Consider the following 24,126-nt stretch of genomic DNA (forward strand, 5'->3'; position numbering starts at 1 on the left):
ATGCCCTCATTCCGCGCCTTGCCACCGGCCCTGCGTTCGACGGCAAGGACCCGCCCCACCGACCCCGACGCCAAGACGATCCACGTTCCGGTCGCCCGCGCGATGGTCGATTGCGGTGTCTACTGCGGCGGTGACCGGTTACCCGGCAAGTACACCCACGCCGCGGCTCTGAACAAGGTCCGTGAGTTGCAGAACGCCGGTCAGAAGGCATTCGTCTGGATCGGTCTGCACGAACCCGACGAATTCCAGATGCAGTCGGTGGCAGACGTTTTCGGCCTGCACGAGCTGGCCGTCGAGGACGCGGTGCACGCCCACCAGCGCCCCAAGCTCGAGCGGTACGACAAGACCCTGTTCCTGGTACTCAAGACCATCAACTACGTCGAGCACGAATCCGTGGCACTGGCCCGCGAGATCGTCGAGACCGGCGAGATCATGATCTTCGTCGGGCCGGACTTCGTCGTCACCGTTCGTCACGGCGAGCACGGCGGGCTGGCCGGCGTGCGGAAGAGGCTCGAATCCTCGCCTGCCACCCTGAAACTCGGGCCATTCGCGGTCATGCACGCGATCGCCGACCATGTGGTGGACAGCTACCTCGACGTGACCGATCTGATGGAAACCGACATCGACGCGATGGAGGAGGACATCTTCTCCCCCGGCACGCACACCAACATCGAGAGCATCTACCTGCTCAAGCGGGAAGTCGTCGAAATGCGCCGTGCGGTGGCCCCGTTGACCCTGGCCCTGGCCCGCCTTCTCACCGACCACAACGACCTGATCTCGGTCGAGGTACGCAGGTACATGCGCGACGTGCACGACCACAACGTGCAGGCCTCCGATCGCGTCACGAGCTACGACGAGATGCTCAGCTCGCTGGTGCAGGCCGCACTCGGCAAGGTCGCCATGCAGCAGAACGTGGACATGCGCAAGATCTCCGCGTGGGTGGCGATCGCCGCGGTGCCGACCGCGATGGCCGGGATCTACGGGATGAACTTCGAGCACATGCCCGAATTGCAGTGGACCTGGGGCTATCCCGCCGTACTCCTGTCCATGGCCCTCATCTGCTTCGCGCTGTATCGCACGTTCCGCCACAACGACTGGCTCTAGCTGGGGCTCGCTGCCCGTCTGGTCGGATCCAGCACGTCCACCCCATCGGTCTGCCACGCCTCCCGCATGGCGTCCGCACCCTTCAGGCGCACCCAGGCTGCCTCGGTGGCGGTGATGGGCGTGGCCGAGAGCACGGTCACCGGCGAGAGCGGCTCGGCCAGAGGAACCTCGCCGATATCGCTGGGGCCCAGCAGGAATGCGCTGAACGGTGCGGAGTCGAACAACTGGGTCTCCAGGTCGATGAGCGCGTCGGCCTCCAGCACCAGGCCTTCCACCGCGGGTGCGGCAGCCAGGACGGCCAGTGACCGGGCCAGCCCGCCCGGGGTCGGACCCCGGAGCGAGAGCACCACCTCGGCCCGGGGACCGTGGATCGGATCGGAGACCAGTTCGGTCGGATCGAACATCGGGTGACGCGAACAGCCCACCGTCACATAGTGATACAGATCCTGTCCGCTTCCACCAGAGCGCAGATCCGGGCCGAACCGCAGGACGTCGATGCGCTCGGTACCCAGGAACGTCACGCTGGCACTGACGGGTTCCGCGGAAATGCCTGCCGCACCGAAGTATTCGCCCACGTGGGCGCGGACGGCAGCCAGGACGTCGATCACTCTGCTGTCGGTTCTCCGGCCGGCTCGGCCGACTCGGCGGGTGCGGCTGCCCCGGATTCCTCGGTCTCGTCGGGCCCGGTCTCGGTCTCCGCGGTGTCCTCGGCCGGCTCGGGTTCCTCGGCGGGCTCGGTACGGGTCAGGTTCACCCCGGTCGCGGCGTCGAAGATCGCCAACTTCGAGGTGTCGAAGGCCAATTGGATCTGCTGGCCGCCGGCGGCCGTGGACTCGGCAGACACCCGGGCGACGAACTCGTTGGCACCCGCGCCGGAATCCGCCGCCAACTCGGCAAGCTGTGCCGCCTCGGCGCCCGCACCCTCGATCGTGAAGTGCACGTACTTGTCGGCACCGAGCGACTCGACGATGTCGGCGCGCACCGGGAAGCTCAGAGCCCGGATCCGCGCGTACCCGTCGAGCAACGAAGCGTCCTCCAGATGCTCGGGCCGGATCCCGACGATGATGTTGTCGGGCTTGGGATGCCGCGCCAGCTGATCATGCACCTGCTGGGTCAGGGTGACGTCGCCGAACGGCAGCCGCACCCCGACGTCGGTGAACGTGGCCGGGAAGAAATTCATCGCCGGTGATCCGATGAAGCCGGCCACGAACAGGTTCGCCGGGTTGTTGTACAACTCGTCGGGCGTGCCGATCTGCTGAATCTCGCCTGCCAGCAACACCACAACCCGATCGCCCAGGGTCATCGCCTCGGTCTGGTCGTGCGTGACGTAGACCGTCGTGGTGCCCAGCCGACTCTGCAGTCGCGAGATCTCGGCGCGCATCTGCACGCGCAGCTTGGCGTCCAGGTTGCTCAGCGGCTCATCCATCAGGAATGCCTTGGGGCGACGCACGATTGCCCGCCCCATCGCCACCCGCTGACGCTGCCCGCCCGACAACTGTGCGGGCTTGCGGTCGAGCAGTTCGGTCAGGTCCAGGATCTTGGCGGTCTCGGCGACCTTGGCCTCGATCTCGTCCTTCTTGAGCTTGGCCAGGGTCAGCGGGAAGGCGATGTTCTGCCGCACCGTCATGTGCGGGTAGAGCGCATAGGACTGGAACACCATCGCGATATCGCGGTCCTTGGGCGCCTTCTCGTTGACCCGCTCGCCACCGATCCGGAGTTCGCCCGACGAGATGTCCTCAAGCCCGGCGATCATGTTCAGTGTGGTGGACTTACCGCACCCGGACGGTCCCACCAGGATGATGAACTCACCGTCGGCGATCGTCATCGAGAACTCTTTGACGGCCTCTCTCGTGCCGCCCGCACCGTCGGGGTAACTCTTGGTGACCCGGTCCAACACAATTTCGGCCATCCAATTACCCCTTTACCGCACCGGATGTCAGGCCAGCGACGATCCGCCGCTGGAAGATGAGAACAAAGATAATGATCGGGATCGTGATGACCATCGCACCGGCCGCGATCGACCCGGTCGGTTCCTCGAACTGGGAACTGCCGGTGAAGTTCGCGATCGCCACCGGCGCGGTGATCGCCCGCTCGGTCGCGGTCAACGACAGCGCCAAAAGCAGGTCGTTCCACGCGAAGATGAACACCAGGATGGCCGCGGTGACGATGCCAGGAGCCGCCAACGGAGCGATCACCTTGCGGAAGGCCTGCGCCGGGGTGGCCCCATCCATCTTCGCGGCCTTCTCCAGATCCCAAGGGATCTCCCGGAAGAACGCCGAGAGCGTGTAGATCGCCAGCGGCAGCGCAAAGGTGATGTAGGGGATGATCAGCCCGGGCCACGTGTCGAACAGACCGATACTGCGCCACAGGTTGAAGATCGGGGTCACCAGCGAGATCTGCGGGAACATCGCGATCAGCAGGGCGACCCCCACCAACAGCTTCTTGCCGGGGAAGTCCAGTCGGGCCACCGCGTAGGCCGCCATGCCGCCGATGGTCACCGCGATCACCGTGGTGATCAAGCCGATGCCGATCGAGTTGATCAACGCCGAGGTGAAGATGTTCCCGGTGAAGATGCCCTTGTAGTTGTCGAACGTGATCTGCGACGGAATCAGCTTGCCGTCCTTGACACTCGACGTCGGCTTCAACGACAGCGACAGAATCCACAAGACCGGTATCAACGCGTAGAGCACCACCAGGATGTTCACGACCGTCCACCCGGTCGCGCGCCGCGCACCCACTCGCTCGGTCATGGCTGTCCCCCGCTCTTCGCGCAAGCGCTCATCGTCCCTCGCTCTTCGCGCAAGCGCTCATCGGTGCCCCTCCGCCTCTGCACCGGGCGCCGACGCACCGAACAGCTTGATGAAGATGAACGCGATGACCGCCACCGACAGGAAGATCAATACGCTGATGGCCGAGCCCAATCCGAGGTTGAACGCCTTGAACAGGTTGTCATACCCCAGGATCGACACCGACCCGGTGCTGTTGGCTCCCCCGGTCAACACATAGATGTTGTCGAAGATCCGGAAGGCGTCCAGGGTGCGGAACAACAGGGCGACCAGGATGGCCGGTTTGATCAGCGGCAGAATAATTCTCACCAACCGCGTCCACGCTCCGGCCCCGTCGACCTCGGCGGCGTTGAGCAGATCCTGCGGCACCAGCGCCAGCCCGGCCAGCAGCAGCAGCGCCATGAACGGCGTGGTCTTCCACACTTCGGCCAGCACGATGATCGCCAGCGAGGGCAACTGTTCGGTCAACGGAGCGCTGCCGTCGGGCAGCAGGTTGGCCAGATAGCCGGTGCCCGGCGTCCAGGCGTAGTACCAGCTGTAGGAGGCTGCCACCGTCACGATCCCGTAGGGGATCAACACCGCGGTGCGCACCACGCCCTTGCCGAAGGTGGTGCGGTGCATGACCAGCGCCAGTGCCATGCCGAGGACGAACTCGATCGTCACCGAGACGACAGTGATCGCCAGGGTCACCACGAACGCGGTCCACCAGTACCGGTCGGTCAGGATGGTCTGATAGTTGGCGAACCCGACAAATGCGGTGTCGTCGGGGGCGGCCAGGTTGTAGCGCTGCAAGCTCAGCCACACCGCGTAACCGATCGGATACGCGGTGACCGCGATCATCAGGATCACCGCGGGCGCGATCAGCGCAAACGCCAGCTTGCGTTCGGAGGCGCGGTTGGCCGTCGTGGAGGTCGTCGCCGAAGTCACGGGATCAGCCCCTTGCCGTCGATGGCCTTCTGCACCTGTTCGGTCAGCTCATCGGCGGTGTGCTCCGGATCGATGTCGGTGATCGGGGCCAGGGTGGCCGAAATGCGGGTGGACACAGCCTGATAGACCGGCGTCGCGGGCCGCACCGCGGCGTTGGTCAGCTGCTCGCGGATGATCGCGTACTGCGGGTACTTGGCCTGGAACGCCGGATCGTCGTACAGCGACTCCCGCACCGCGGGCAGACCGCCTTCGACCGAGGTGTACCGCTGGTTCTCGACATTGCGCAGGCAGCGGATGGCTTCGAAGGCCTCGGCCTTGTGCCGGCTGGTCTTGGCCACCGCGAGGTTCAGCCCGCCGATGGTCACCTTTGCCGGCTCACCCTCGGACACCCCCGGGTAGTTGGCGAAGCCGAACACGTCTTTGCTCGCCTCGTAGGCCGACTCGAACTGTTCGTCGGTCGGCGAGAAGGTGCCGAGATCGTTGATGGCGCCGGTCAGGTCGGCACGTTTGTCGAGGGGAAGGAAGTTCACCCCGCCCTTGACGGCGTTCTCCAGCAGTGAGGGCAGCACGAACGGCCAGTTGACCTCGAGCGCGGCCTTGCCCTGTTCGAGAGCCAGTCGGGCCGTTCCCTCATCGGTCTGGGTGACCGACGGGTCGGCGCCGGGCGCGGTGGCAACCGATTTGATGATCTGCAGTGCCTTGACCGTCGCCGCGCGATGTTCCGGGGTGTCGGTCAGCGTGACGGTCTTGCCGTCCTCGGAGAGCACCTGGCCGCCGGCACTGGCCAGCAGGGTGTTGAACCACACCACCAGGCCCTCGTACTGCTTGGCCTGCACCGCAATCCAACTGGGCTTGCCCGCCGCGTGCAGTCGCGACGCCTCCGAAACCATGCCGTCCCAGGTGGACGGCGGTCCGTCCATCAAATCGGCCCGGTACCACAGCAATTGGGTATTGGTGGTGATCGGTGAGGCGTACAACCTGCCTTGCCAGCGGGCCGTCTCCAACGGTCCGGGCAGGGTGTTGGATTCCGCGTCGGACTCGGCTTCGCCGGCCGGATCCTCGGACAATGGCACGGCCCAGCCGGCCTCGGCGAACTCGGCGGTCCAGACCACGTCGAGCGCCATGATGTCGAGCGTCTTGTCGTTGCCGGTCAGCCGCCGGGCGAGCTGCAACCGTTGGTCGTCAGCACCTTTCGGCAAACTCACCTGCTTGATGGTGAAACGGCCGCCGAGTTCTTCATTGCAGCGTTTGGCCACGGCGGTGAAAGTCGCCATCTCGTTGGCCGGGGTGTAGTAGTTGATGACGATCCCGTCGTCGCCTTTGCCACAAGCCGACACCACCGAGGCCGTCGTCAACGCGGCCACTGCCGCAGCACATAGCCGCCGAGCGCGCACCGCTCTGCCTCCCGTCCGAGTCATCTCTCGCCGCCGGAGCGGCCCCCACGACGCCGGAGCGGCTCCCGCGCGCAAACCGTAGAGCCATGCGGAGCTATGTGCAACAGTGCCGGGCGCGCCGCGTCACAATCGTGACCTGCGGAACTTTGCCACCGCGGCCCGGCACTGGTGGCGAGACGGGTCAGATCGTCAAGCGGGCCAGCAGATCTCGGCCCTGCTCGGCACCCTGCGGGTCGCACAGCACGTCATAGCGGCCCGCGACCAGCTGCATCGTCGAACTGAAATCTCTTGTGCCGCGAGCCATCGCGTACGGGATCGCCGAGGTGATCAAGCCGAAGAAGACGCCGGCGACCAGACCGGTGAGCAGTGCGCTCCACGGGTTGGGGCTGAAGAAGCCCAGGATCAGGCCGATGAACAGGCCGAGCCAGGCGCCGGACAACACACCGCCGCCGAGCACCTTGGGCCAGCTCAGCCGGCCCGTGACCCGCTCGACCTGCATGAGATCCACCCCGACGATCGTCACCTGCTGCACGGGGAACTCTTGGTCGGACAGGTAGTCGACGGCACGCTGGGCCTCCGCGTACGTCGGGTAGGAGCCGATCGGCCAGCCTTTGGGCGGCGTCGGCAGCGCACCGCGCGCCGTGGGCGCGGCACCCGGTGTCTGACCGGACTGAAATGGGCTCGTCATCGAACTTCACTCTCCTCCGCACCGCCTGCTCGGCGGCTGCTCTCGTTACAGCAACGCCCTCACACCGGAATTGGTGCCGGAGTCACGCCCCCCTTGGCGCCATTGTCCGTGCGCTAGGTTGATCAGCATGACAAACGCGGACGGCAACGCGGGCGAAACGCCGCCATCCGACCCCGGTTCCCAACCGTCTGAACTGTCGTCCAGCGGCTACGAAGCACCTTCGATCGAGCACTCTCAGGATCGGCCGGATACCGGCGCGGCGCAACCGTCGTACGAGTTCGCGCCGCCGACCCCCGATCCCGGCACGCCTTATCCGCCTGCGATCGACTACCCCGCCGACATTCCGTACGACTACCCGCCACCGCCGGGGCTGCCGCCGTCAATGCCGGGTGGTGCCGGCTATCCCCCGCCGCTGCCCGGATATCCACCGCCACCGCCGGGTTACGCACCGCCGGATTTCGCACCGCCCGGCGGTTACCCCGCCGGCGTGTCCGGCTACCCGGGATACCCAGGTGGTTACGGGATGCCACCGGCCAACCCCACCAACAGCATGGCGATCGGATCGCTGGTCGCCTCGGTCCTGTCGCTCATCATGTTCTTCGCCTGCGGGGTCGGACTGCTCGCCGCCCTGGTCGGTATCGGTCTCGGGATCGTCGCGCTCAATCAGATCAAGCAGAGTGCACCGGGCTTCGGTCCGCAGAGCGGACAATTGGGCTACGGCCCGCAGAGCGGACAATTCGGTTACGGCCCGTACGCCGAGCAACCGGGCCGCGGCCTTGCGATTGCCGGTATCGCTGTCGGCGCCTTCGGCACCCTGATCAACGGCGTCTGGCTGCTGTTCTTCATCGGCAGCGCCCTCGGCTCATAGCCCCGCCCCACGGCACCAAATCTGGTGCAGCACAGGAGGGTCCGGCCTAAGTGGGCGGCCGGAAGGGGTCGGCCAGCCGGTTCATCCCCGCTGCCCGCCCCTTGCCCGCGATCACCAAAGCCATCTTGCGGCTGGCCTCGTCGATCATCTCGTCGCCGAGCATCACCGCTCCCCTGGCCCCGCCGGCCTGCGAGGTGTGCCACTCGTAGGCGTCCAGGATCAGCTCGGCGTGATCGTAATCGGCCTGGCGAGGACTGAAGATCTCGTTGCCGGCCTCGATCTGGTCCGGGTGCAGCACCCACTTGCCGTCGTAACCCAGTGCCGCTGAGCGGCCGGCCACCCGGCGGAACCCGTCCACGTCGCGCACCTTCACATACGGCCCGTCGATCGCGTTGATCCCGCGGTTGCGCGCGGCGATCAGGATGCGCATCAGCACGTGGTGATGGGCGTCGCCGATGTCGTACCCGTCGGGCTGCCCGCCGACCTCCAGAGTGCGCATGTTGAGGCTGGCCGCCATGTCCCCGGGTCCCAGCACCAGCGCGCACACCCGCGGGCCGGCTGCGATCGCGTCGACGTTGGTCAGTCCCTGCGCGTTCTCGATCTGCGCCTCGATCCCGATCCGGCCGGGTTCCAGCCCATGGGTGACCTCCAGCTGGGTGAGCAGCAGATCCAGCGCCTGCACGTGGGCCACCTCGGTCACCTTGGGCAACACGATGAGATCGATGGACGCCCCCGCTGATGCCACAGTGGACACCACCTCGATCACGTCGGCGTAGGTCCATGGGGTGGTCCAGTCGTTGACCCGTACCCCACGCAGCTGGCCTGCCCAGCCGTCACCGGCCAGTGCGACCGCCACCTGTGCGCGGGCCGACGCCTTGGCCTCGGGGGCGACCGCGTCCTCGAGATCGAGGAACACCTCGTCAGCAGGCAGCGCTTTGGCCTTCTCGATCATCTTCAGGCTGCTGCCCGGAACCGAGAGGCACGTTCTGCGGGGTCGATACGTGTTCTCCACGACCACAGTCTCTACCCTTTGACTCATGGCGGCGGTGAACAGGGTCTACGCGGCCCGGCTGGCGGGGATGGTCGTGCTGGGCCCCGACGGGGAGTCCATCGGCCGTGTCCGCGATGTGGTGATCAGCATCAGCATCGTCCGGCAGCAGCCGCGTGTTCTCGGCCTGGTGGTCGAATTGCTCACCCGACGAAGGATTTTCGTTCCGATTCTGCGGGTCACCGCGATCGAACCCGGTTCGGTGACGCTGGCCACCGGTAGCGTGTCGCTGCGCCGGTTCGCGCAGCGCCCCGGCGAGGTGCTGGTTCTGGGCCAGGTACTCGAAACCCGGGTGCGGGTCGACGATCCCGATCTGGAGCAACTGGCCGGAATCGACGTCGTGGTAGTCGATCTGGGCATCGAGCAGACCCGGACCCGCGACTGGGTGGTGACCCGGGTGGCGGTGCGTCCGCAACGACGCCTCGGACGGCGCACCAACATCCACGTCGTCGAGTGGCAGAACGTGCACGGCCTGACGCCGTCCGGCCTGGCGATGCCGGACCAGGGGGTGGCCTCGCTGCTCGAGCAGTTCGAGGGACAACGACCCATCGAGGTGGCCGAGGCCCTCCGCGAACTGCCGACCAAGCGGCGCTACGAGCTGTACCGGGCGTTCGACGACGAGCGGCTGGCCGACGTGTTGCAGGAGCTCCCCGAAGATGAGCAGGCCGCGGTGCTGCGCCAGCTGAACACCGAACGCGCCGCCGACGTCCTGGAGGCGATGGACCCCGACGACGCCGCCGACGTGCTGGGTTCGATGACCCCGGCCGATGCCGAGACCCTGCTGCGCAAGATGGACCCCGAGGATTCCGAGGATGTGCGACGGCTGCTGGCCCACTCACCCGACACCGCAGGTGGTCTGATGACCAGCGAACCAGTGGTCCTGGCGCCCGACACCACTGTCGCCGAGGCGTTGGCGCGAATCCGCGACCCCGATCTCACGCCGGCCCTGGCCTCGATGGTCTTCGTCACGCGGCCACCCAGCGCCACCCCGACCGGGCAGTACCTGGGCTGCGTCCACCTGCAACGGTTGCTACGAGAACCGCCGGCGGCCCTGGTCAGCGGTATCGCCGATACGGATTTGCCCAGCCTGAGCCCGGCCGATTCACTGGCCGCGGTGACCCGCTACTTCGCCGCGTACAACCTGGTGTGCGGCCCCGTCGTCGATGAGGAGAACCACCTCTTGGGGGCGGTGTCGGTCGACGACGTGCTCGACCACATGCTGCCCGACGACTGGCGTGAACGTGACGAGCCTGAGCTCCCGGTGGCGGGCTCATGAGCGAAACCTCGGCGCGTCAGCGGCTGGACACCCCGCGCGCGACCCGCGGCTTCGGGCTGCACGTCGACATCGAGGCGGTGGGCGCGTTCAGCGAGTCGATCGCGCGTTTCCTCGGCACCGGGCGCTACCTGGCCATTCAGACCATCGTGGTGCTGGTCTGGATCGCCCTCAACATCGGCGTCTTCACCTTCCAATGGGACCCGTACCCGTTCATCCTGCTCAACCTGGCGTTCTCGACTCAGGCCGCGTATGCCGCCCCGCTCATCCTGCTGGCCCAGAACCGGCAGGAGAACCGGGACCGGGTCTCCCTCGAGGAAGACCGGCGCCGGGCCGAACAGACCAAGGCCGACACCGAGTACCTGGCCAGGGAACTGGCGTCGCTGCGGTTGGCGGTCGGCGAGGTTGCCACCCGCGACTACCTGCGCCGCGAGTTGGAAGAACTGCGTGACCTGATCACCGAGATCACCTTGCCCGCCGACGGCGACCGGGCGAACCCGAGCAAATCCGACGGGGGTGAACGCCGGTCCAAACGCGGTGGTTGATCTCGCTGTCGACCATTGTCGTAACAACGGAAACCGGGACTATGTATGGTGACTTGGTTCACAACATGGTATTTGGCCAAAGCTGACCTAAGGACAGGCAATTGCGCGTAGGGGGAGGAGCGGTGTTCGAGACCGCTCGGCGCCGTATGAGCCAGCTCATGCGCTCACCTGTGCTCGGCGTCGCCGTCCTGGCTCCCATCGTTCTGGTCGCCGGTGCCGGGTCTTCCGCATCTGACGTCGACATGTCCGATACCGCGGTCACGCCGCTGGCCGCGGTGCAGCCGCAGATCGACCGCTCGGGCCCCGCGGTGGTCGCCGCGGCCAGGCCCCCCACGAACTTCCGCATCAAGGCGATGACCACGATCTCGGCTCCCCCGCCCGCTTTCGTCGTCAATACCCCTGGCGCCCTTGGCATTCCGGGCACGTCGCTGAAGGCGTACCGCAATGCCGAACGGATGATGGCCGCGGCCTACCCCGGTTGCGGGATCAGCTGGAACCTGCTGGCCGGCATCGGCCGGATCGAGTCGGGGCACGCCAACGGCGGCGCCACCGATGCCCGCGGCACCGCGGTGCGGCCGATCTACGGTCCCGCCCTCGACGGCACCCTGCCGGGCAACGAGATCATCGTCCAGAGCGCTCAGGCCGGGCGGATCTCCTATGTCCGGGCGATGGGGCCGATGCAGTTCCTGCCCGGAACCTGGGCCCGGTATGCCTCCGACGGGGACGGTGACGGCAAGGCCGACGTGCAGAATGTGTTCGATTCGGCGCTGGCCGCCGCCCGCTACCTGTGCAGCGGCGGGCTCAACCTGCGGGAACAGTCCCAGGTCATGACCGCCATCCTCCGGTACAACAACTCGGTGGCCTACGCCCGCAACGTGTTGGGCTGGGCCGCCGCGTATGCCACGGGCGTGGTGCCGGTCGACCTGCCGGAGATCACCGGGTCCATTCCGCCGATCGGTGATTCGCATCTGGACAATCCCGAGGGCCTCGGACCGGGCCTGCCGGCCGATGCCACCGGGCTGCCCGCTGGCGATCCGCTGGCTCTGATCCCGCTGCTCAACCGCAATGAGACCGGCACACAGAACGTCCCGGGATTCGCGCCCGGGCAGGTGCTCGGCCCGCTGCCCGGTCCGGCCCAGGCCATCCCGTCCGAGACGCCCGCCGCCCCGCCGCCGTGGGTCCCGCCCTGGGAGCAGCCGCGCCAGCCCGCATGCGTGGTGTTCTGCCTGGGCGAGCAGGCTCCCCCGCCGGCTCCCGCGCCGCCGCTGGGGCCGCCCCCCGCTCCGGGACCGGGGCCGGTCCCCGCTCCGCAGCTGGCGCCCCCGCCGGGACCGTTGCCTGGCGCGCCGGTCGGCCCACCGATCGAGGCCGCGCCTGCCGCTCCGGCACTTGTCGGGCCGGCACCCGGACCCGCGCCGGGACCGGCACCGGGTCCGGCCTGATGCTGGCCTGAATCCAGGTCGCGGTGCGGCCGCCGTAGACTCGGCGGTGATGTCCGAATCTGCCACTGAGCTGCAATCCGCAGTTCGCGCTGCGCTGGCCAAGGTGATCGACCCCGAATTGCGGAAGCCGATCACCGAACTCGGCATGGTCAAGAACATCTCGATCGATGCCGACCACGGCGTCCACGTCGAGATCTACCTGACCACCGCGGCCTGCCCGAAGAAGACCGAGATCGCCGACCTCGTGACGGCCGCCGCCACCGATGTGCCGGGCACCGGCGCGGTCAAGGTGAGCCTCGACGTGATGAACGACGAGCAGCGCGCCGAACTGCGCACGCTGCTGCGTGGCGATTCCCGCGAACCGGTGATCCCCTTCGCCCAGCCCAACTCCCTGACCCGGGTCTACGCGGTCGCCTCCGGGAAGGGCGGCGTGGGCAAGTCCAGCGTGACGGTCAACCTGGCCGCGGCGATGGCCGCCCGCGGTCTGTCCGTCGGTCTGCTGGATGCCGACATCTACGGCCATTCGGTACCGCGCATGATGGGCACCAACGACCGGCCCACCCAGGTCGACTCGATGATCCTGCCGCCGATCGCCCACGACGTGAAGGTCATCTCGATCGCCATGTTCACACAGGGCAACACGCCCGTGGTGTGGCGTGGGCCGATGCTGCATCGGGCCCTGCAACAGTTCCTGGCCGACGTCTACTGGGGCGATCTGGACGTGCTGCTGCTCGATCTGCCGCCCGGCACCGGCGATATCGCCATCTCGGTGGCCCAGTTGATCCCCGGCGCGGAGATCCTGGTGGTGACCACTCCGCAGATGGCTGCCGCCGAGGTGGCCGAGCGCGCCGGCGCGATCGCCCTGCAGACCCGTCAGCGCATCGCCGGCGTGGTCGAGAACATGTCCGGTCTGCAGATGCCCGACGGCACCGTCATGCAGCTGTTCGGTGAGGGCGGCGGCCGTCAGGTCGCGGAGTCGCTCACCCGCTCGGTCGGCGCCGAGGTCCCGCTGCTGGGCCAGGTCCCGCTGGACCCGGCGCTCGTGGCAGCCGGGGACTCCGGAGTTCCGCTCGTCCTGTCGGCGCCCGAGTCAGCGGCCGGTGCCGAGCTGCGCAAGATCGCCGACGGACTGTCGGCCCGCAAGCGGGGCCTGGCCGGGATGTCGCTGGGTCTGGATACCGCGCGCCGCTAGGTGGCGTCGGGGTCGAACGTCGTGCCGGCCGCCTTGTCTACCGGCTTGCTGTCGATCTCACCGGCCGGCTTGTCGCCCGGGACCGACGGCTGCTGATTCTTACTGTCGTCGAACGCCCCGGTGAGGAACGAGTCGTCGCCATCGAGCAGATGCTTGGTGAGCGCGGCCCGCGGCGTCATGCCGCGCAGCTTCTGCAACTCGGCCAGGGGCTGCCGCAGATCGTCGAACTCCGGGCCCAGGTCTTCGCGCAGCTGGCTGGTGGCACCGCTGACATAGTCGCGTGCCTGACGCAGAGCGCCGGAGGTCCACCGGATGGCACCGGGCAGGCGCTCAGGCCCCAGGATCACCAGACCGGCGATCACCAGGACCAGCATCTCCCCCCATCCGATGTTCGCGAACATCGCTACTGCGCTTTTTGATCGTCGCCGATCGGCGTGACCATGAAGGTCATGGGCCGACCGTCGCGGAGCACCTCGATCGGGGCTTCCTGCCCGATGTGGAGCTGACGCACCGCGACCACCATCTCGTCGGCGTCGGCAACCTTGCGGTCCCCGACCTTCACCACCACGTCGTTCTCCAGAATGCCCGCCTTGTCGGCCGGGCCGCCGGCGTTGACGTTACGGACCTGCGCACCGGAGGCCACGCTGTTGCTCACCGTGACGGCGCTGAGCAGCAGCGTCGGATGCGCGACCTTGCCGTCCTTGATCAGGTTCTCGACGACCTGCTTGACCTCGTTGACCGGGATGGCGAAACCGAGGCCACTGGCGCTGTCCGACAAGGACTTTCCGGCCGTGTTGATGCCGATCACCTCGGAGGACATGTTGATCAGCGGGCCACCGGAGTTGCCGTGGTTGATGGAGGCATCGGTCTGAAGGCCGTCGATCACCGTGTCGGTGTCCGAACCTTCGCCCGACAGGGGCACCGGCCGGTGCAGCGCGCTGATGATGCCGTGGGTGACCGTGCTGCGCAGACCCAGCGGGGCGCCCGCAGCGATGACTTCCTCACCGACGCGCACCTTCTCGGAATCGCCCATCCGCGCCACGACGAGATTGTCGACGTTGTCGACCTTGAGTACCGCCAGGTCGGTCTTGGGGTCGCGACCGACCAGGTTGGCCGGCACTTCCTTGCCGTCGTTGAAGACCACGGTGATCTGGTAGTCGGCGGGCTTGCTCGCCGCATCGGAGATCACGTGGTTGTTGGTGACGATGTAGCCCTTGCCGTCGACCACGACGCCGGAGCCTTGCGAGCCCTCGGTCTTGCTCTTGGCCTCGATGGTCACCACCGAGTCCTCGACCGCCGCGGCCACCGTGGCGAACCGGCCGGCGTCCGGGGACGGCAGGTCGCCGGTCTCCAGTGTCACCTTCGAGGTGGTGAAGGCCTGCACGGTACCTGCGGTCTTCTGCCCGACCCAGCCACCGATCGCGCCGACCATGAGCGTGATCAGGAGCAACACGACCAGCGCGAGCCACGACACGCGGCCGCCGAACAACACTTCGCGGGCACCCAGCTTGCCGATCGGCGCAGGCACGATCACCGGAGCGGCCGGTGCCTGCGCGGGCGTGCCCAGCGCCGGGACGGCGCCCGGGTTGCGCCATGGGTCGTCGAAGTCGTCTTCACCTGCGGTCCGCTCGGCCTCGAGTGCCCCGGCGTCGGTGGGGTGCCGCTGCAGCGAGTCACCGCCGGCGGAGGGTCGACTGAAGGCCTCGGCCAGCACGGGATCCGGCGGGAGGTCCTTGGGGGCGTACTCGCCCTGGTCCTGGTACTTCTCTGCACCGAGGAACGAGCCGTCCACACCGGCGGGACGGCCGAACGTGCGCTGCGACAACTGGTCGACGGGTGGCCGCTCGACAGGGCGCGGTTCCAGACGGCCGCTCTCGTCGGACTGGTCCTGATTGGTCACCGGTGTATCACTCTCTATCGGAGCGCCCGCCCCAGCCAGATAGGCCGACGCCGGTCACTGATCGCCTTGTGGTCCAGCCTACCGGCGCTTACGCCGACTCCGCGTCGGGTCATCAGCAAACTGAGGCTGTTCGTCGACGTCAGCCGGAGGCTGCGGACTGTGGTGCGGAATCTGCGACAACAGTCCCAACAGGGAATTCGGAATGGCTATCGGACAGGAATCTCGCAATGCGGCCCGGGCCTGACCCTGGGCATCGACCTCGGCCGCGCAGTCCGGGCACAGGGACAGGTGGTGCGCGGCCCGCAAGTGCGCACTCATCCTCAGCTCACCGTCGACGAAGGCCGCGATGGCCTCGGTCGACAGGTGTTCGGTGGAACCGAACTGTCGAGGTGCACCTACCGGTGCATCGCTCTGGGAGGCGAACTGCGCAGGCAACCAGGAGAATGCGCGACGGAACACGTGTCCCGGGTCGACCATCGCCCAGCTCCTCCCGCCATGACCAAATGTCCTGACCCGAATGTAGCGCGACCGGGCGCGCCGAACACCAACCACCACTAGGCGGATTTGGCGGTTTCCGGCGAGTGCTTCGCCAGGTACTCGCGCAAGGCCTGCCGACCGCGGTGAATGCGGCTGCGGACGGTACCGAGCTTCACGCCCAGCGTGGCGCCGATTTCTTCGTAGGACAGACCCTCGATGTCGCACAGGACCACGGCGGCGCGGAACTCCGGGGCCAGCGAGTCCAGAGCGGCCTGAAGATCGGCTCCCAACCGCGAGTCGTGGTAGATCTGCTCAGGGTTCGGGTCGTCTGCGGGGACTCGGTCGTAGTCCTCGGGCAGCGCTTCCATGCGGATGCGGCCGCGCCGGCGGACCATGTCCAGGAACAGGTTGGTGGTGATGCGGTGCAACCACCCCTCGAACGTTCCCGGCTGGTAATTCTGCACGGAGCGGAACACCCGGATGAACGTCTCCTGGGTCAGGTCCTCGGCATCGTGCTGGTTACCCGAGAGGCGATAGGCCAGCCGGTATACCCGGTCCGCGTGTTGACGCACCAGCTCGTCCCATGACGGCATGGCAGCCTGATCGCCGGTGGCGTCGAACACGGCGGTGCCGGTCAACTCATCAGACGGCTCCACCCATTCGCCTGCGGTGAATTGCTCCAGGTGGGCCATGGTCACCGGGGCGGCCTGGGTGGCGGGGTTCGAGGTAACAGCGTTCGCGCTCGTCGGATCCTCCTGATCACAGTTTTCACTCAGCTCAACACGACTGATGACTTCGCTATTCCGATTGCTGTCCTGGTTGTGCTGGGCAGTGCGCCAGCGGGCGCCGTGTTCCATGCGGATACCGTTCCTGATCCCGGTGTGGCGGGCATATGAGCAATCTGAACTTTCCCTGAGAAAGCCGACGATACGTCCGGTTACCTGCGCAGACCAGCGAATTTTCAGTGGTGATACCTGCCACCCACGGGCGTGTCGCGACGGTGCCCCCGGCCTCTGGCCTACGCTGCGGGCATGGTCAGCTCCAACCCCGGTCGCGCCGAAGCGATCGTCACGCATGCCGAACGGTCGATCTCCGAAGACGAGATCGTCGCGGCCGCGCGTGAGCGGGCCGAAGAACTCGGCGCGGGTGCGGTGACCCCGGCCGTCGGAGCGTTGCTGAGCGTGCTCGCGCGGCTCACCGGAGGCCGGGCGGTCGTCGAGGTCGGCACCGGTGCCGGCGTCAGCGGGTTGTGGCTGTTGTCCGGCATGAGCGACGACGGCGTGCTGACCACCATCGACGTCGAGCCCGAGCACCAACGAATCGCCAAACAGGGGTTCAACGAGGCCGGAGTCGGCCCGGGACGTACCCGGCTGATCAGCGGTCGCGCCCAGGAGGTGCTGACCCGCTTGGCCGACGAGTCCTATGACCTGGTGTTCATCGACGCCGAGCCGATCGATCAGCCGCAGTTCGTGGCCGAAGGTGTGCGCCTTTTGCGTTCCGGCGGCGCGATCGTGCTGCACCGGGCCGCGCTGGGCGGCCGGGCCGGCGATGCCTCGGCGAACGACGCCGAGGTCGCTGCCGTGCGTGAAGCAGCCCGGCTGATCGCCGAGGACGAACGGCTCACCCCGGTGCTGATCCCGTTGGGCGACGGTCTGCTCGCGGCCGCCCGCGACTGACCCTCCCCCCGCCTCCTCTCCCCGCCTCTTCCTGACCTCACCCCGGTCGCTTCCGGCTGAGCAGACGCGCAGGTCCCCGCTGCCCGGGTTTTTCGGGTACCTGCGCGTCTGCTCGGCACGGAGCGCTGTCCCGCGCCGAACTTTTTCTTTACGGATTCCTGACGGGCCACCCCCTTGACCGAGCGCTGAACGCGCGTTTAGCGTATTGAACATGCGTTCAGTCGATGATCGAGATGATCGAACAGCAGTGGCCCGGATCCGCGACGCCGCGATCGAGCAGTACGGGCAACACGGATTCAGCGTGGGACTGCGCACCATCGCCGAGGCCGCGGGCGTCAGCGCCGCCCTGGTGATCCACCACTTCGGTTCGAAGGAAGGGCTACGCAAGGCGTGCGACGCCTATGTCGCCGAAGTGGTGCGCGAGGCCAAGACCGAGTCGCTGCAGAACGGCGACCCCGCCACCTGGATGGCCCAGATGTCCGAGATCGAGTCCTACGCGCCGCTGATGGCGTACCTGGTCCGCAGCATGCAGTCCGGGAGTGACCTGGCGAAGACGTTCTGGCGCACCATGGTCGACAACGCCGAGCAGTACCTCGAAGAAGGCGTGCGGACCGGAGTGCTCAAACCCAGCCGCGACCCGAAAGCGCGCGCCCGCTTCATGGCGATCTGCAGCGGCGGCGGATTTCTGCTGTACCTGCAGATGCACGACGACCCAACGGATCTGCGCCGGGTGCTGCGGGATTACGGCGAGGACATGATGCTGCCGGCCCTCGAGCTCTACACCGACGGTCTGATGACCGACTCGACGATGTACGACGCATTCCTGCACCAGCGCGAACAAGGCATCCCGTTCAGTTCCGGCACCGACGACACCGCCACAACCACCGACAAGAAGGAGCCAGCGTGAACCACTCCGTCGAAATCCGCGGACTGTCAAAGTCTTTCGGACACACCAAGGCACTCGATGGCCTGAATCTGAGCGTGTCCCCTGGCGACGTCACCGGATTCCTCGGGCCCAACGGGGCCGGTAAGTCCACCACGATCCGGGTGTTGCTGGGCCTGCTCCGCGCCGACGGGGGCACCGTGCGACTCCTGGGCGGCGACCCGTGGCGCGACGCGGTCGCACTGCACCGCCGCATCGCCTACGTCCCCGGCGATGTCACCCTGTGGCCCAACCTGACCGGCATGCAGGCCATCGATTTCCTGTGCCGGCTGCGCGGGAACGGCAGCGACACCCGCAGACGCGACGAACTGATCGAACGGTTCGAACTGGACCCGCACAAGAAGGCCCGCACCTACTCCAAGGGCAACCGGCAGAAGGTCGCCATCGTGGCGGCGTTCAGCTGCCACTCCGACCTCTACATTCTCGACGAGCCGACGTCCGGGCTGGACCCGTTGATGGAACGAGCATTTCAGCAGTGTGTAGCCGAGGTGGCCGGGCAGGGTGCCGCGGTCCTGCTGTCGAGCCATATCCTGGCCGAGGTCGAAAAGCTCTGCGACAACGTGACGATCATCCGGTCCGGACGCACGGTACGTTCCGGCACCCTCGCCGAACTACGGCACCTGATGCGCACCAAGGTCAGCGCCCGCACCCGCTCCGACGGCCGGGCACTGCAGAACACCCCGTATGTGCACGACTTCGCGAGTAACGATGGCACCGTGTCCTTCTCGGTGGACCGGGCCGACCTTGAGTTCACCCTCGAGCACTTGACCGATCTCGGCATCGAGGATCTGACGGTCACACCAGCGTCGCTGGAGGACATGTTCCTGCGCGAGTACCAGGGGGCGACCCGGTGACCACCGCAACCGGCCCGGCCCGGCCCGCCCGACGGCCGAGCACGGGCACATCGCCGTTCACCGGTATCGGCACGCTGCTGAAGTTGGCACTACGCCGGGACCGGGTCCGGCTGAGCGTGTGGGTCGCCACCCTCAGCTTGATGATGGTGTACGCCCCCAACGCAATTCGCCTGGCCTACCCAGGAGAGGAACAACGCCTGGCCCGGGTCAACCTGCTGAAGACACCTGCCGGGATGATGCTGGGCGGCCCGATGTTCGGCGTGAACGAAACCGACCTCGGCGTGATGATGGCCAACGAGCTGACTCTCACCCTGACCATCGCCACCTCGATCCTGGCCATTCTCACCGTGATTCGTCATACCCGCGCCGAGGAGGAGAACGGCAGCGCAGAGCTGGTGCTGTCCTCCGTGGTGGGCCGCTACGCCCGAACGGCTGCGGCTCTGACGCTGGTCGGCGGAGTCAACGCGGTGCTGGCACTCACGATGACGCTGGCGATGGCCTCCACCGGTTTCGCCGTCGTCGACACCGCCGCCATGAGCCTGGGCATCACGGGGGTGGCGATGGTGTTCGGCGCGGTCTCCGCCGTGACCGCCCAACTCTGGCGCCAGTCCCGCACCGCGTCGGGCGCAGCGATGGCGACCCTGGCGGTGGCCGCGCTGGTGCGCGGGGCCGGTGACGTCATCGACAACTCCGGCAGCACCCTGAGCTGGTTCTCCCCCATCGCCTGGGCGCAGCAGATGCGCCCGTTCGTCGATCTGCGCTGGTGGCCGTTCGGGTTGTTGGTCATTCTGGCGGTCGGATTGATGACCGTGGCCGCGGTGCTGGAGAGCCGTCGTCAATACGATGCGGGGACTATCGCGTCGACGGGTGAGCGTCCCGACGCCCCTGCCATCACCGGCCCGCTGCGGCTGCACCTGACGCTGCAACGCGGCCAGACAATCGGCTGGGCAGTGGGACTGTTCGTGGCCGGGCTGGTATTCGGCTCGATGACGAAAGCTCTGATGGACGCGGCCAAGACCAACGAGCTGATCGCCCGATTGCTGTCCGCGACGGGCAACGACGGCATCTACACCACCATGACTCAGTTCCTGGCCGCGGCGGCCACGGCGTATGTCTCATCAGTGGTGCTGCGGGTGTACACCGACGAGCAGAACGGACTGGGCGAGCCGGTTCTGGCCGGGGCGGTGTCACGGTGGCGCTGGCTGTTGGGCGCGGTCGGCTGCGCGCTGGCCGGGTCGGGGATCCTGATGTTCTGCGCCGGCCTGGGCAACGGCCTCGGTGCCGGGCTGACTCTTGGTGAGCCGGGCACCATCATCCGCCTCACCTTGGCCGCGCTGGCCTATCTCCCCGCGCTGGCGGTGCTCGCCTCGGTCGCGGCCCTGGCCGTGGCTCTGCGTTCGCCCTGGATCGCCTGGCTGGCAGTCACCTTCGTGATCACCGCGTTGTACCTCGGGGCGCTGCTACGGCTCCCGCGCTGGCTGATCGAGCTGTCCCCGGTCGGCCAGACCACCGTGCCGAGCCAGTTCCCGGCCATGGCCCTGGTGGTAATGCTCGTCACCGCAACGGTTCTGGCGGCCATCGCGGGCTTGATCTATCGCAACCGCGACGCGGTGTGAACCCGAACAGGAGACAGTTGATGAAACTCGCACTTCAGACGATCGCTTCGGGCGTGTTCGGCCTGGCATTGTTCGCCGTGACGCTGTTCTGGCCGGCCGGCACGTTCCACTATTGGCAGGCCTGGGTTTTCATTGCCGTGTTCATGGCGACCACCATGGTCCCGAGCATTTATCTCGCGGTCAGAGACCCGGCCGCCCTGCAACGACGCCTCCACGGTGGGCCCACCGCGGAAACGCGGATCGTGCAGAAGATCGTCATCTGGGCGGTCACGGGCTCGGCCTTCGCGGCGTTTGCCCTCAGTGCGCTCGACCACCGGTTCGGCTGGTCCAGCGTGCCGGTCGCCGTCGTAATCCTCGGCAACGTCCTGGTGGCGGTCGGGCTCATCCTCGCGCAGACGGTGGTCTTCCAGAACAGCTTCGCCGGCGCCAGTATCCAGGTGGAGGACGACCAGCCGCTCGTCTCGACGGGGCTTTACGGTCTGGTCCGACACCCGATGTATTTCGGCGCGGTGTTGATGATGTTCGGCACCCCACTGGCGCTGGGTTCTTACTGGGCCCTACTCGTTTCGATCGCCTCGATACCGATCTTCGGCGTGCGGATCGCCGACGAGGAGAAGATGCTGCGAGCCGAACTCGACGGCTACGACGAGTACACGCAGAAGGTGCCCTACCGGCTGCTGCCCTACGTCTGGTGAGGACTGCGACGTGAAGACAGGTCTACTCACCGCCGTGTCGGCCGTCATCGGACTGGTCGTATTCGGTGCACTGGTGTTCGGTCCGGCCGGGACGTTCGACTACTGGCAGGGGTGGGCATTCCTCGCGGTGTTCGCCCTGACCACTCTCCTTCCGAGCAGATACCTGGCGGTGCATGATCCGGAAGCGCTGCGACGCCGGATGCGCGCCGGACCGGTCGCCGAGACCAGACCACTGCAGAAGGTCGCCAGCACGTTGGCGTTCACTTTCCTGGCTGCGATGGTCATCGTGAGCGTCCTGGACCACCGGTTCGGCTGGTCGGCCGTCCCCGCCTGGGTGTCGGTCGTCGGCAACGCGTTGGTGGCCGTGGGACTCGGCGCCGCGATGCTCGTGGTGAGCCAGAACAGTTACGCCGCGGCCAACGTGATCGTGGAGGCGGGCCAGACCGTCGTGTCCACCGGCCTGTATCGGCTGGTGCGCCATCCGATGTACGCCGGGAACGTGATCATGATGATCGGCATCCCGCCGGCTCTCGGCTCGTACTGGGGATTGCTGCTCATGATCCCGGGTATAGCGATACTCGCCATGCGCATAGTCGACGAGGAGAAGCTCCTGCGCGCCGAACTCGACGGCTACGACGCGTATGCCGGGAAGGTCCGTTACCGGCTGCTGCCCTACGTCTGGTGAGGACTGCGATGTGAGAGGCCACGACGCGGACTCAGAGCCGATAACGACGAACCGCCGGGTCTGGAGCGGAGTTCGCCGCATACTGCAGTAATGGAACTGTTGACCGGCTTCGGCCTGGCCACTGCGGCGGGGCTCAATGCCTACATCCCGTTGCTGGCCCTCGGCCTGCTGTCACGCTTCACCCATCTGGTGTCATTGCCGGCGGGGTGGTCGTGGCTGGAGAACGGCTGGGTGATGGCGATCGTCGCGGTCTTGCTGATCGTCGAAGTGGTCGCCGACAAGATCCCCGCGCTCGATTCCATCAACGACACCATCCAGACCTTCGTGCGCCCGACCGCGGGCGGCATCGTGTTCGGCTCGGGCACCGCGTCCCAGACCGCCGCGGTCGCCGATCCCGGCGCGTTCGCCCAGTCCGGCCAATGGATTCCGGTGGCGATCGGCGCGGTGACCGCACTCGTGGTGTCGCTGACCAAATCGACGGTGCGGCCGGCCGCCAACGTCGCCACCGCCGGCGTAGCCGCCCCGGTGCTGTCCACTGTCGAGGACGTCACGAGTGTCGGACTGGTCTTCGTGGCGATCCTGCTGCCGATCCTGGTGCTCGTCGCGCTGTTGGCGCTGATCTGGGGTGCTTTCCGGTTGTGGCGGTGGCGCCGACGACGCAGTGAAGCCAAGGTCGGCGTCAACGCACGCAGCAATGCAGCTCCCCGCCCTGCCGCGGTAGACCCCTGGGAGTGAATCCGGTTCGGCGATGCGTCGGACGCGTCAGATCCACACACCCTTGCCGACGGCGACCACGCCGCCCGCGCTGATCGCAAACCGTTCCCGGTCCTTGTCGAGGTCCACGCCCACCATCTCGCCCGGGCCCACCACCACGTTCTTGTCCAGGATCGCGTGGCGCACCACCGCGCCGCGGCCGATCCGCACGCCCGGCATCAGCACGCTGCCCTCCACGATCGCGCCGTCGTCGATCACCACATTGGAGGACAGCACCGAATTGCGTACGGACGCCGCGGAAATGATGCTCCCGGCGCCGACGACCGACTCCTGTGCCGAGCCGCCGTTGACGAACTTGGCCGGGGCCAGATTCTCCGACTCGCCGCGGATCGGCCAGCGCTTGTTGTACAGGTTGAACACCGGGTGCACCGACACCAGGTCCATGTGCGCGTCGTAGAACGCGTCCAGGGTTCCGACGTCGCGCCAATAGCCGTGGTCACGTTCGGTGGCGCCGGGCACCTCGTTGTTGTTGAAGTCGTAGACCGCCGCCATCCCGTCGGACACCAGCCGGGGAATGATGTCGCCGCCCATGTCGTGGTCGGAGTGGTCGTCGTCGGCATCGGCGCGGATCGCGTCGATGAGCACCTTGGTGGTGAAGATGTAGTTGCCCATCGACACGAAGGTCTGCTCGGGATCGTCGGGCGTGCCCGGCGGGTTCGCGGGCTTCTCGACGAAATCCTTGATGCGCCCAGAGTCGTCGGCGTCGATGCAGCCGAACGCACTGGCCTCCGCGCGGGGTACCCGGATGCCGGCCACAGTCGCCCCGGCCCCGCTGTCGATGTGGAACCGCAGCATCTGCTCGGGATCCATGCGGTACACGTGGTCGGCGCCGAAGATGATGATGTAGTCGGGATCTTCGTCGTAGATCAGGTTGAGCGACTGGTAGATCGCATCCGCCGAGCCGGTGTACCAACGCGGACCGAGCCGCTGTTGGGCCGGCACCGGGGTGATGTACTCACCGGCCAGACCCGACAGACGCCAGTTCTGGCTGATGTGACGGTCCAGTGAATGCGACTTGTATTGCGTCAGAACACAGATCCGTAGGTAACGGGCGTTGACGAGATTGGACAGCACGAAGTCGATCAGCCGGTAAGCACCGCCGAAGGGAACTGCCGGCTTGGCTCGATCGGCGGTCAACGGGTACAGCCGTTTGCCCTCTCCCCCGGCCAGAACGATGCCCAGCACATGTGGCAACTCCCTCATGGGTCCAAACCTATCCGCCAACCAGCAACGCGGCCA

Annotated in this window: 25 protein-coding genes; 13 read left to right on the forward strand and 12 right to left on the reverse strand. The window is 67.1% G+C overall.

Annotated elements, in window-relative coordinates; translation table 11 throughout:
- On the forward strand, positions 1-1,104 hold the full coding sequence (gene corA / locus AC4ELH_RS26245) for a magnesium/cobalt transporter CorA (RefSeq protein WP_064886698.1): 1,104 nt from the start codon (positions 1-3) through the stop codon (positions 1,102-1,104).
- Here the strand turns inward: corA and AC4ELH_RS26250 are convergent.
- From AC4ELH_RS26250 to AC4ELH_RS26275, 6 genes are all read right to left on the reverse strand, one after another.
- Positions 1,101-1,712: a suppressor of fused domain protein gene (locus AC4ELH_RS26250; protein ID WP_064886699.1), complete on the reverse strand. Its 612-nt coding sequence runs from the start codon at positions 1,710-1,712 to the stop codon at positions 1,101-1,103. The genes corA and AC4ELH_RS26250 overlap by 4 nt on opposite strands.
- On the reverse strand, positions 1,709-3,013 hold the full coding sequence (locus tag AC4ELH_RS26255; RefSeq protein ID WP_463805365.1) for an ABC transporter ATP-binding protein: 1,305 nt from the start codon (positions 3,011-3,013) through the stop codon (positions 1,709-1,711). The genes AC4ELH_RS26250 and AC4ELH_RS26255 overlap by 4 nt, the downstream gene beginning before the upstream one ends.
- A 4-nt stretch (positions 3,014-3,017) precedes the next feature.
- Positions 3,018-3,842 carry an ABC transporter permease subunit gene (locus AC4ELH_RS26260; protein ID WP_448448516.1) on the reverse strand — a complete coding sequence of 275 codons (825 nt, stop codon included), beginning with the start codon at positions 3,840-3,842 and terminating at the stop codon, positions 3,018-3,020.
- A 69-nt stretch (positions 3,843-3,911) separates the two neighbouring features.
- The gene (locus tag AC4ELH_RS26265; protein WP_448448483.1) at positions 3,912-4,817 is read right to left on the reverse strand and encodes a carbohydrate ABC transporter permease; all 906 of its coding nucleotides are present in this window, start codon (positions 4,815-4,817) and stop codon (positions 3,912-3,914) included.
- Positions 4,814-6,211, reverse strand: coding sequence for an ABC transporter substrate-binding protein (locus AC4ELH_RS26270; RefSeq protein ID WP_498887666.1), 1,398 nt, complete (start codon positions 6,209-6,211; stop codon positions 4,814-4,816). Before AC4ELH_RS26270 ends, AC4ELH_RS26265 begins: the two co-directional genes overlap by 4 nt.
- A 181-nt stretch (positions 6,212-6,392) precedes the next feature.
- Complete coding sequence (locus AC4ELH_RS26275; RefSeq protein ID WP_064886704.1) at positions 6,393-6,899, reverse strand: YflT domain-containing protein; 507 nt, start codon at positions 6,897-6,899, stop codon at positions 6,393-6,395.
- Positions 6,900-7,026: 127 nt separating this feature from the next.
- Between AC4ELH_RS26275 and AC4ELH_RS26280 the strand changes: the two genes are divergently transcribed.
- Complete coding sequence (locus tag AC4ELH_RS26280) at positions 7,027-7,767, forward strand: DUF4190 domain-containing protein (protein ID WP_064960405.1); 741 nt, start codon at positions 7,027-7,029, stop codon at positions 7,765-7,767.
- A gap of 46 nt (positions 7,768-7,813) precedes the next feature.
- Here AC4ELH_RS26280 and AC4ELH_RS26285 read toward each other — a convergent pair whose 3' ends face one another.
- Positions 7,814-8,779 carry an HpcH/HpaI aldolase/citrate lyase family protein gene (locus tag AC4ELH_RS26285; RefSeq protein ID WP_498887668.1) on the reverse strand — a complete coding sequence of 322 codons (966 nt, stop codon included), beginning with the start codon at positions 8,777-8,779 and terminating at the stop codon, positions 7,814-7,816.
- Between the two features lie 25 nt (positions 8,780-8,804).
- Between AC4ELH_RS26285 and AC4ELH_RS26290 the strand changes: the two genes are divergently transcribed.
- The 4 genes from AC4ELH_RS26290 to AC4ELH_RS26305 all read left to right on the forward strand — a co-directional run bounded on the left by AC4ELH_RS26290 (position 8,805) and on the right by AC4ELH_RS26305 (position 13,267).
- Positions 8,805-10,091 carry a magnesium transporter MgtE N-terminal domain-containing protein gene (locus AC4ELH_RS26290; protein WP_055116441.1) on the forward strand — a complete coding sequence of 429 codons (1,287 nt, stop codon included), beginning with the start codon at positions 8,805-8,807 and terminating at the stop codon, positions 10,089-10,091.
- Positions 10,088-10,633 carry a DUF1003 domain-containing protein gene (locus AC4ELH_RS26295; protein ID WP_064886707.1) on the forward strand — a complete coding sequence of 182 codons (546 nt, stop codon included), beginning with the start codon at positions 10,088-10,090 and terminating at the stop codon, positions 10,631-10,633. Before AC4ELH_RS26290 ends, AC4ELH_RS26295 begins: the two co-directional genes overlap by 4 nt.
- Positions 10,634-10,791: 158 nt before the next feature.
- Positions 10,792-12,075, forward strand: coding sequence for a lytic transglycosylase domain-containing protein (locus tag AC4ELH_RS26300; RefSeq protein WP_064886714.1), 1,284 nt, complete (start codon positions 10,792-10,794; stop codon positions 12,073-12,075).
- A 49-nt stretch (positions 12,076-12,124) separates the two neighbouring features.
- Complete coding sequence (locus tag AC4ELH_RS26305) at positions 12,125-13,267, forward strand: Mrp/NBP35 family ATP-binding protein (RefSeq protein WP_064886715.1); 1,143 nt, start codon at positions 12,125-12,127, stop codon at positions 13,265-13,267.
- On the opposite strand, the gene tatB is transcribed toward AC4ELH_RS26305, so the two are convergent.
- The 4 genes from tatB to sigE form a co-directional block, all read right to left on the reverse strand.
- Positions 13,264-13,668 (reverse strand): Sec-independent protein translocase protein TatB, encoded by a 405-nt coding sequence (gene tatB, locus AC4ELH_RS26310; protein WP_064886708.1) that lies wholly within the window; start codon positions 13,666-13,668, stop codon positions 13,264-13,266. The two genes, AC4ELH_RS26305 and tatB, sit on opposite strands and share 4 nt — an antisense overlap.
- Positions 13,669-13,670: 2 nt before the next feature.
- Positions 13,671-15,167: a serine protease HtrA gene (htrA, locus tag AC4ELH_RS26315; protein WP_064886709.1), complete on the reverse strand. Its 1,497-nt coding sequence runs from the start codon at positions 15,165-15,167 to the stop codon at positions 13,671-13,673.
- Positions 15,168-15,245: 78 nt separating this feature from the next.
- Positions 15,246-15,644, reverse strand: coding sequence for an anti-sigma E factor RseA (rseA, locus tag AC4ELH_RS26320; protein WP_054602999.1), 399 nt, complete (start codon positions 15,642-15,644; stop codon positions 15,246-15,248).
- 77 nt (positions 15,645-15,721) lie between these two features.
- The gene (gene sigE / locus AC4ELH_RS26325; protein WP_055116450.1) at positions 15,722-16,501 is read right to left on the reverse strand and encodes an RNA polymerase sigma factor SigE; all 780 of its coding nucleotides are present in this window, start codon (positions 16,499-16,501) and stop codon (positions 15,722-15,724) included.
- A gap of 174 nt (positions 16,502-16,675) precedes the next feature.
- Here sigE and AC4ELH_RS26330 point away from each other — a divergent pair, with 174 nt between their 5' ends.
- From AC4ELH_RS26330 to AC4ELH_RS26360, 7 genes are all read left to right on the forward strand, one after another.
- Positions 16,676-17,320 (forward strand): O-methyltransferase, encoded by a 645-nt coding sequence (locus AC4ELH_RS26330; protein WP_064960407.1) that lies wholly within the window; start codon positions 16,676-16,678, stop codon positions 17,318-17,320.
- Between the two features lie 211 nt (positions 17,321-17,531).
- The gene (locus AC4ELH_RS26335) at positions 17,532-18,227 is read left to right on the forward strand and encodes a TetR/AcrR family transcriptional regulator (protein ID WP_064886264.1); all 696 of its coding nucleotides are present in this window, start codon (positions 17,532-17,534) and stop codon (positions 18,225-18,227) included.
- Positions 18,224-19,117 (forward strand): ABC transporter ATP-binding protein, encoded by an 894-nt coding sequence (locus AC4ELH_RS26340; RefSeq protein WP_064960409.1) that lies wholly within the window; start codon positions 18,224-18,226, stop codon positions 19,115-19,117. The genes AC4ELH_RS26335 and AC4ELH_RS26340 overlap by 4 nt, the downstream gene beginning before the upstream one ends.
- A complete protein-coding gene (locus AC4ELH_RS26345; RefSeq protein ID WP_448448489.1) occupies positions 19,114-20,733 on the forward strand; it encodes an ABC transporter permease in 1,620 nt (539 codons plus the stop codon). Before AC4ELH_RS26340 ends, AC4ELH_RS26345 begins: the two co-directional genes overlap by 4 nt.
- A gap of 20 nt (positions 20,734-20,753) precedes the next feature.
- Entirely contained in the window at positions 20,754-21,428 is a 675-nt protein-coding gene (locus AC4ELH_RS26350; protein ID WP_064960410.1) for a methyltransferase family protein, read from the forward strand.
- A 10-nt stretch (positions 21,429-21,438) separates the two neighbouring features.
- Complete coding sequence (locus AC4ELH_RS26355; RefSeq protein WP_448448490.1) at positions 21,439-22,113, forward strand: methyltransferase family protein; 675 nt, start codon at positions 21,439-21,441, stop codon at positions 22,111-22,113.
- Positions 22,114-22,203: 90 nt separating this feature from the next.
- Positions 22,204-22,848, forward strand: coding sequence for a DUF4126 domain-containing protein (locus tag AC4ELH_RS26360; protein WP_448448491.1), 645 nt, complete (start codon positions 22,204-22,206; stop codon positions 22,846-22,848).
- Between the two features lie 27 nt (positions 22,849-22,875).
- Here the strand turns inward: AC4ELH_RS26360 and glgC are convergent, their stop codons facing one another.
- Positions 22,876-24,090, reverse strand: coding sequence for a glucose-1-phosphate adenylyltransferase (gene glgC / locus AC4ELH_RS26365; protein WP_064960412.1), 1,215 nt, complete (start codon positions 24,088-24,090; stop codon positions 22,876-22,878).
- Between the last annotated feature and the right edge of the window lie 36 nt (positions 24,091-24,126).

The sequence above is a fragment of the Mycobacterium shunyiense genome (genome assembly GCF_058270075.1).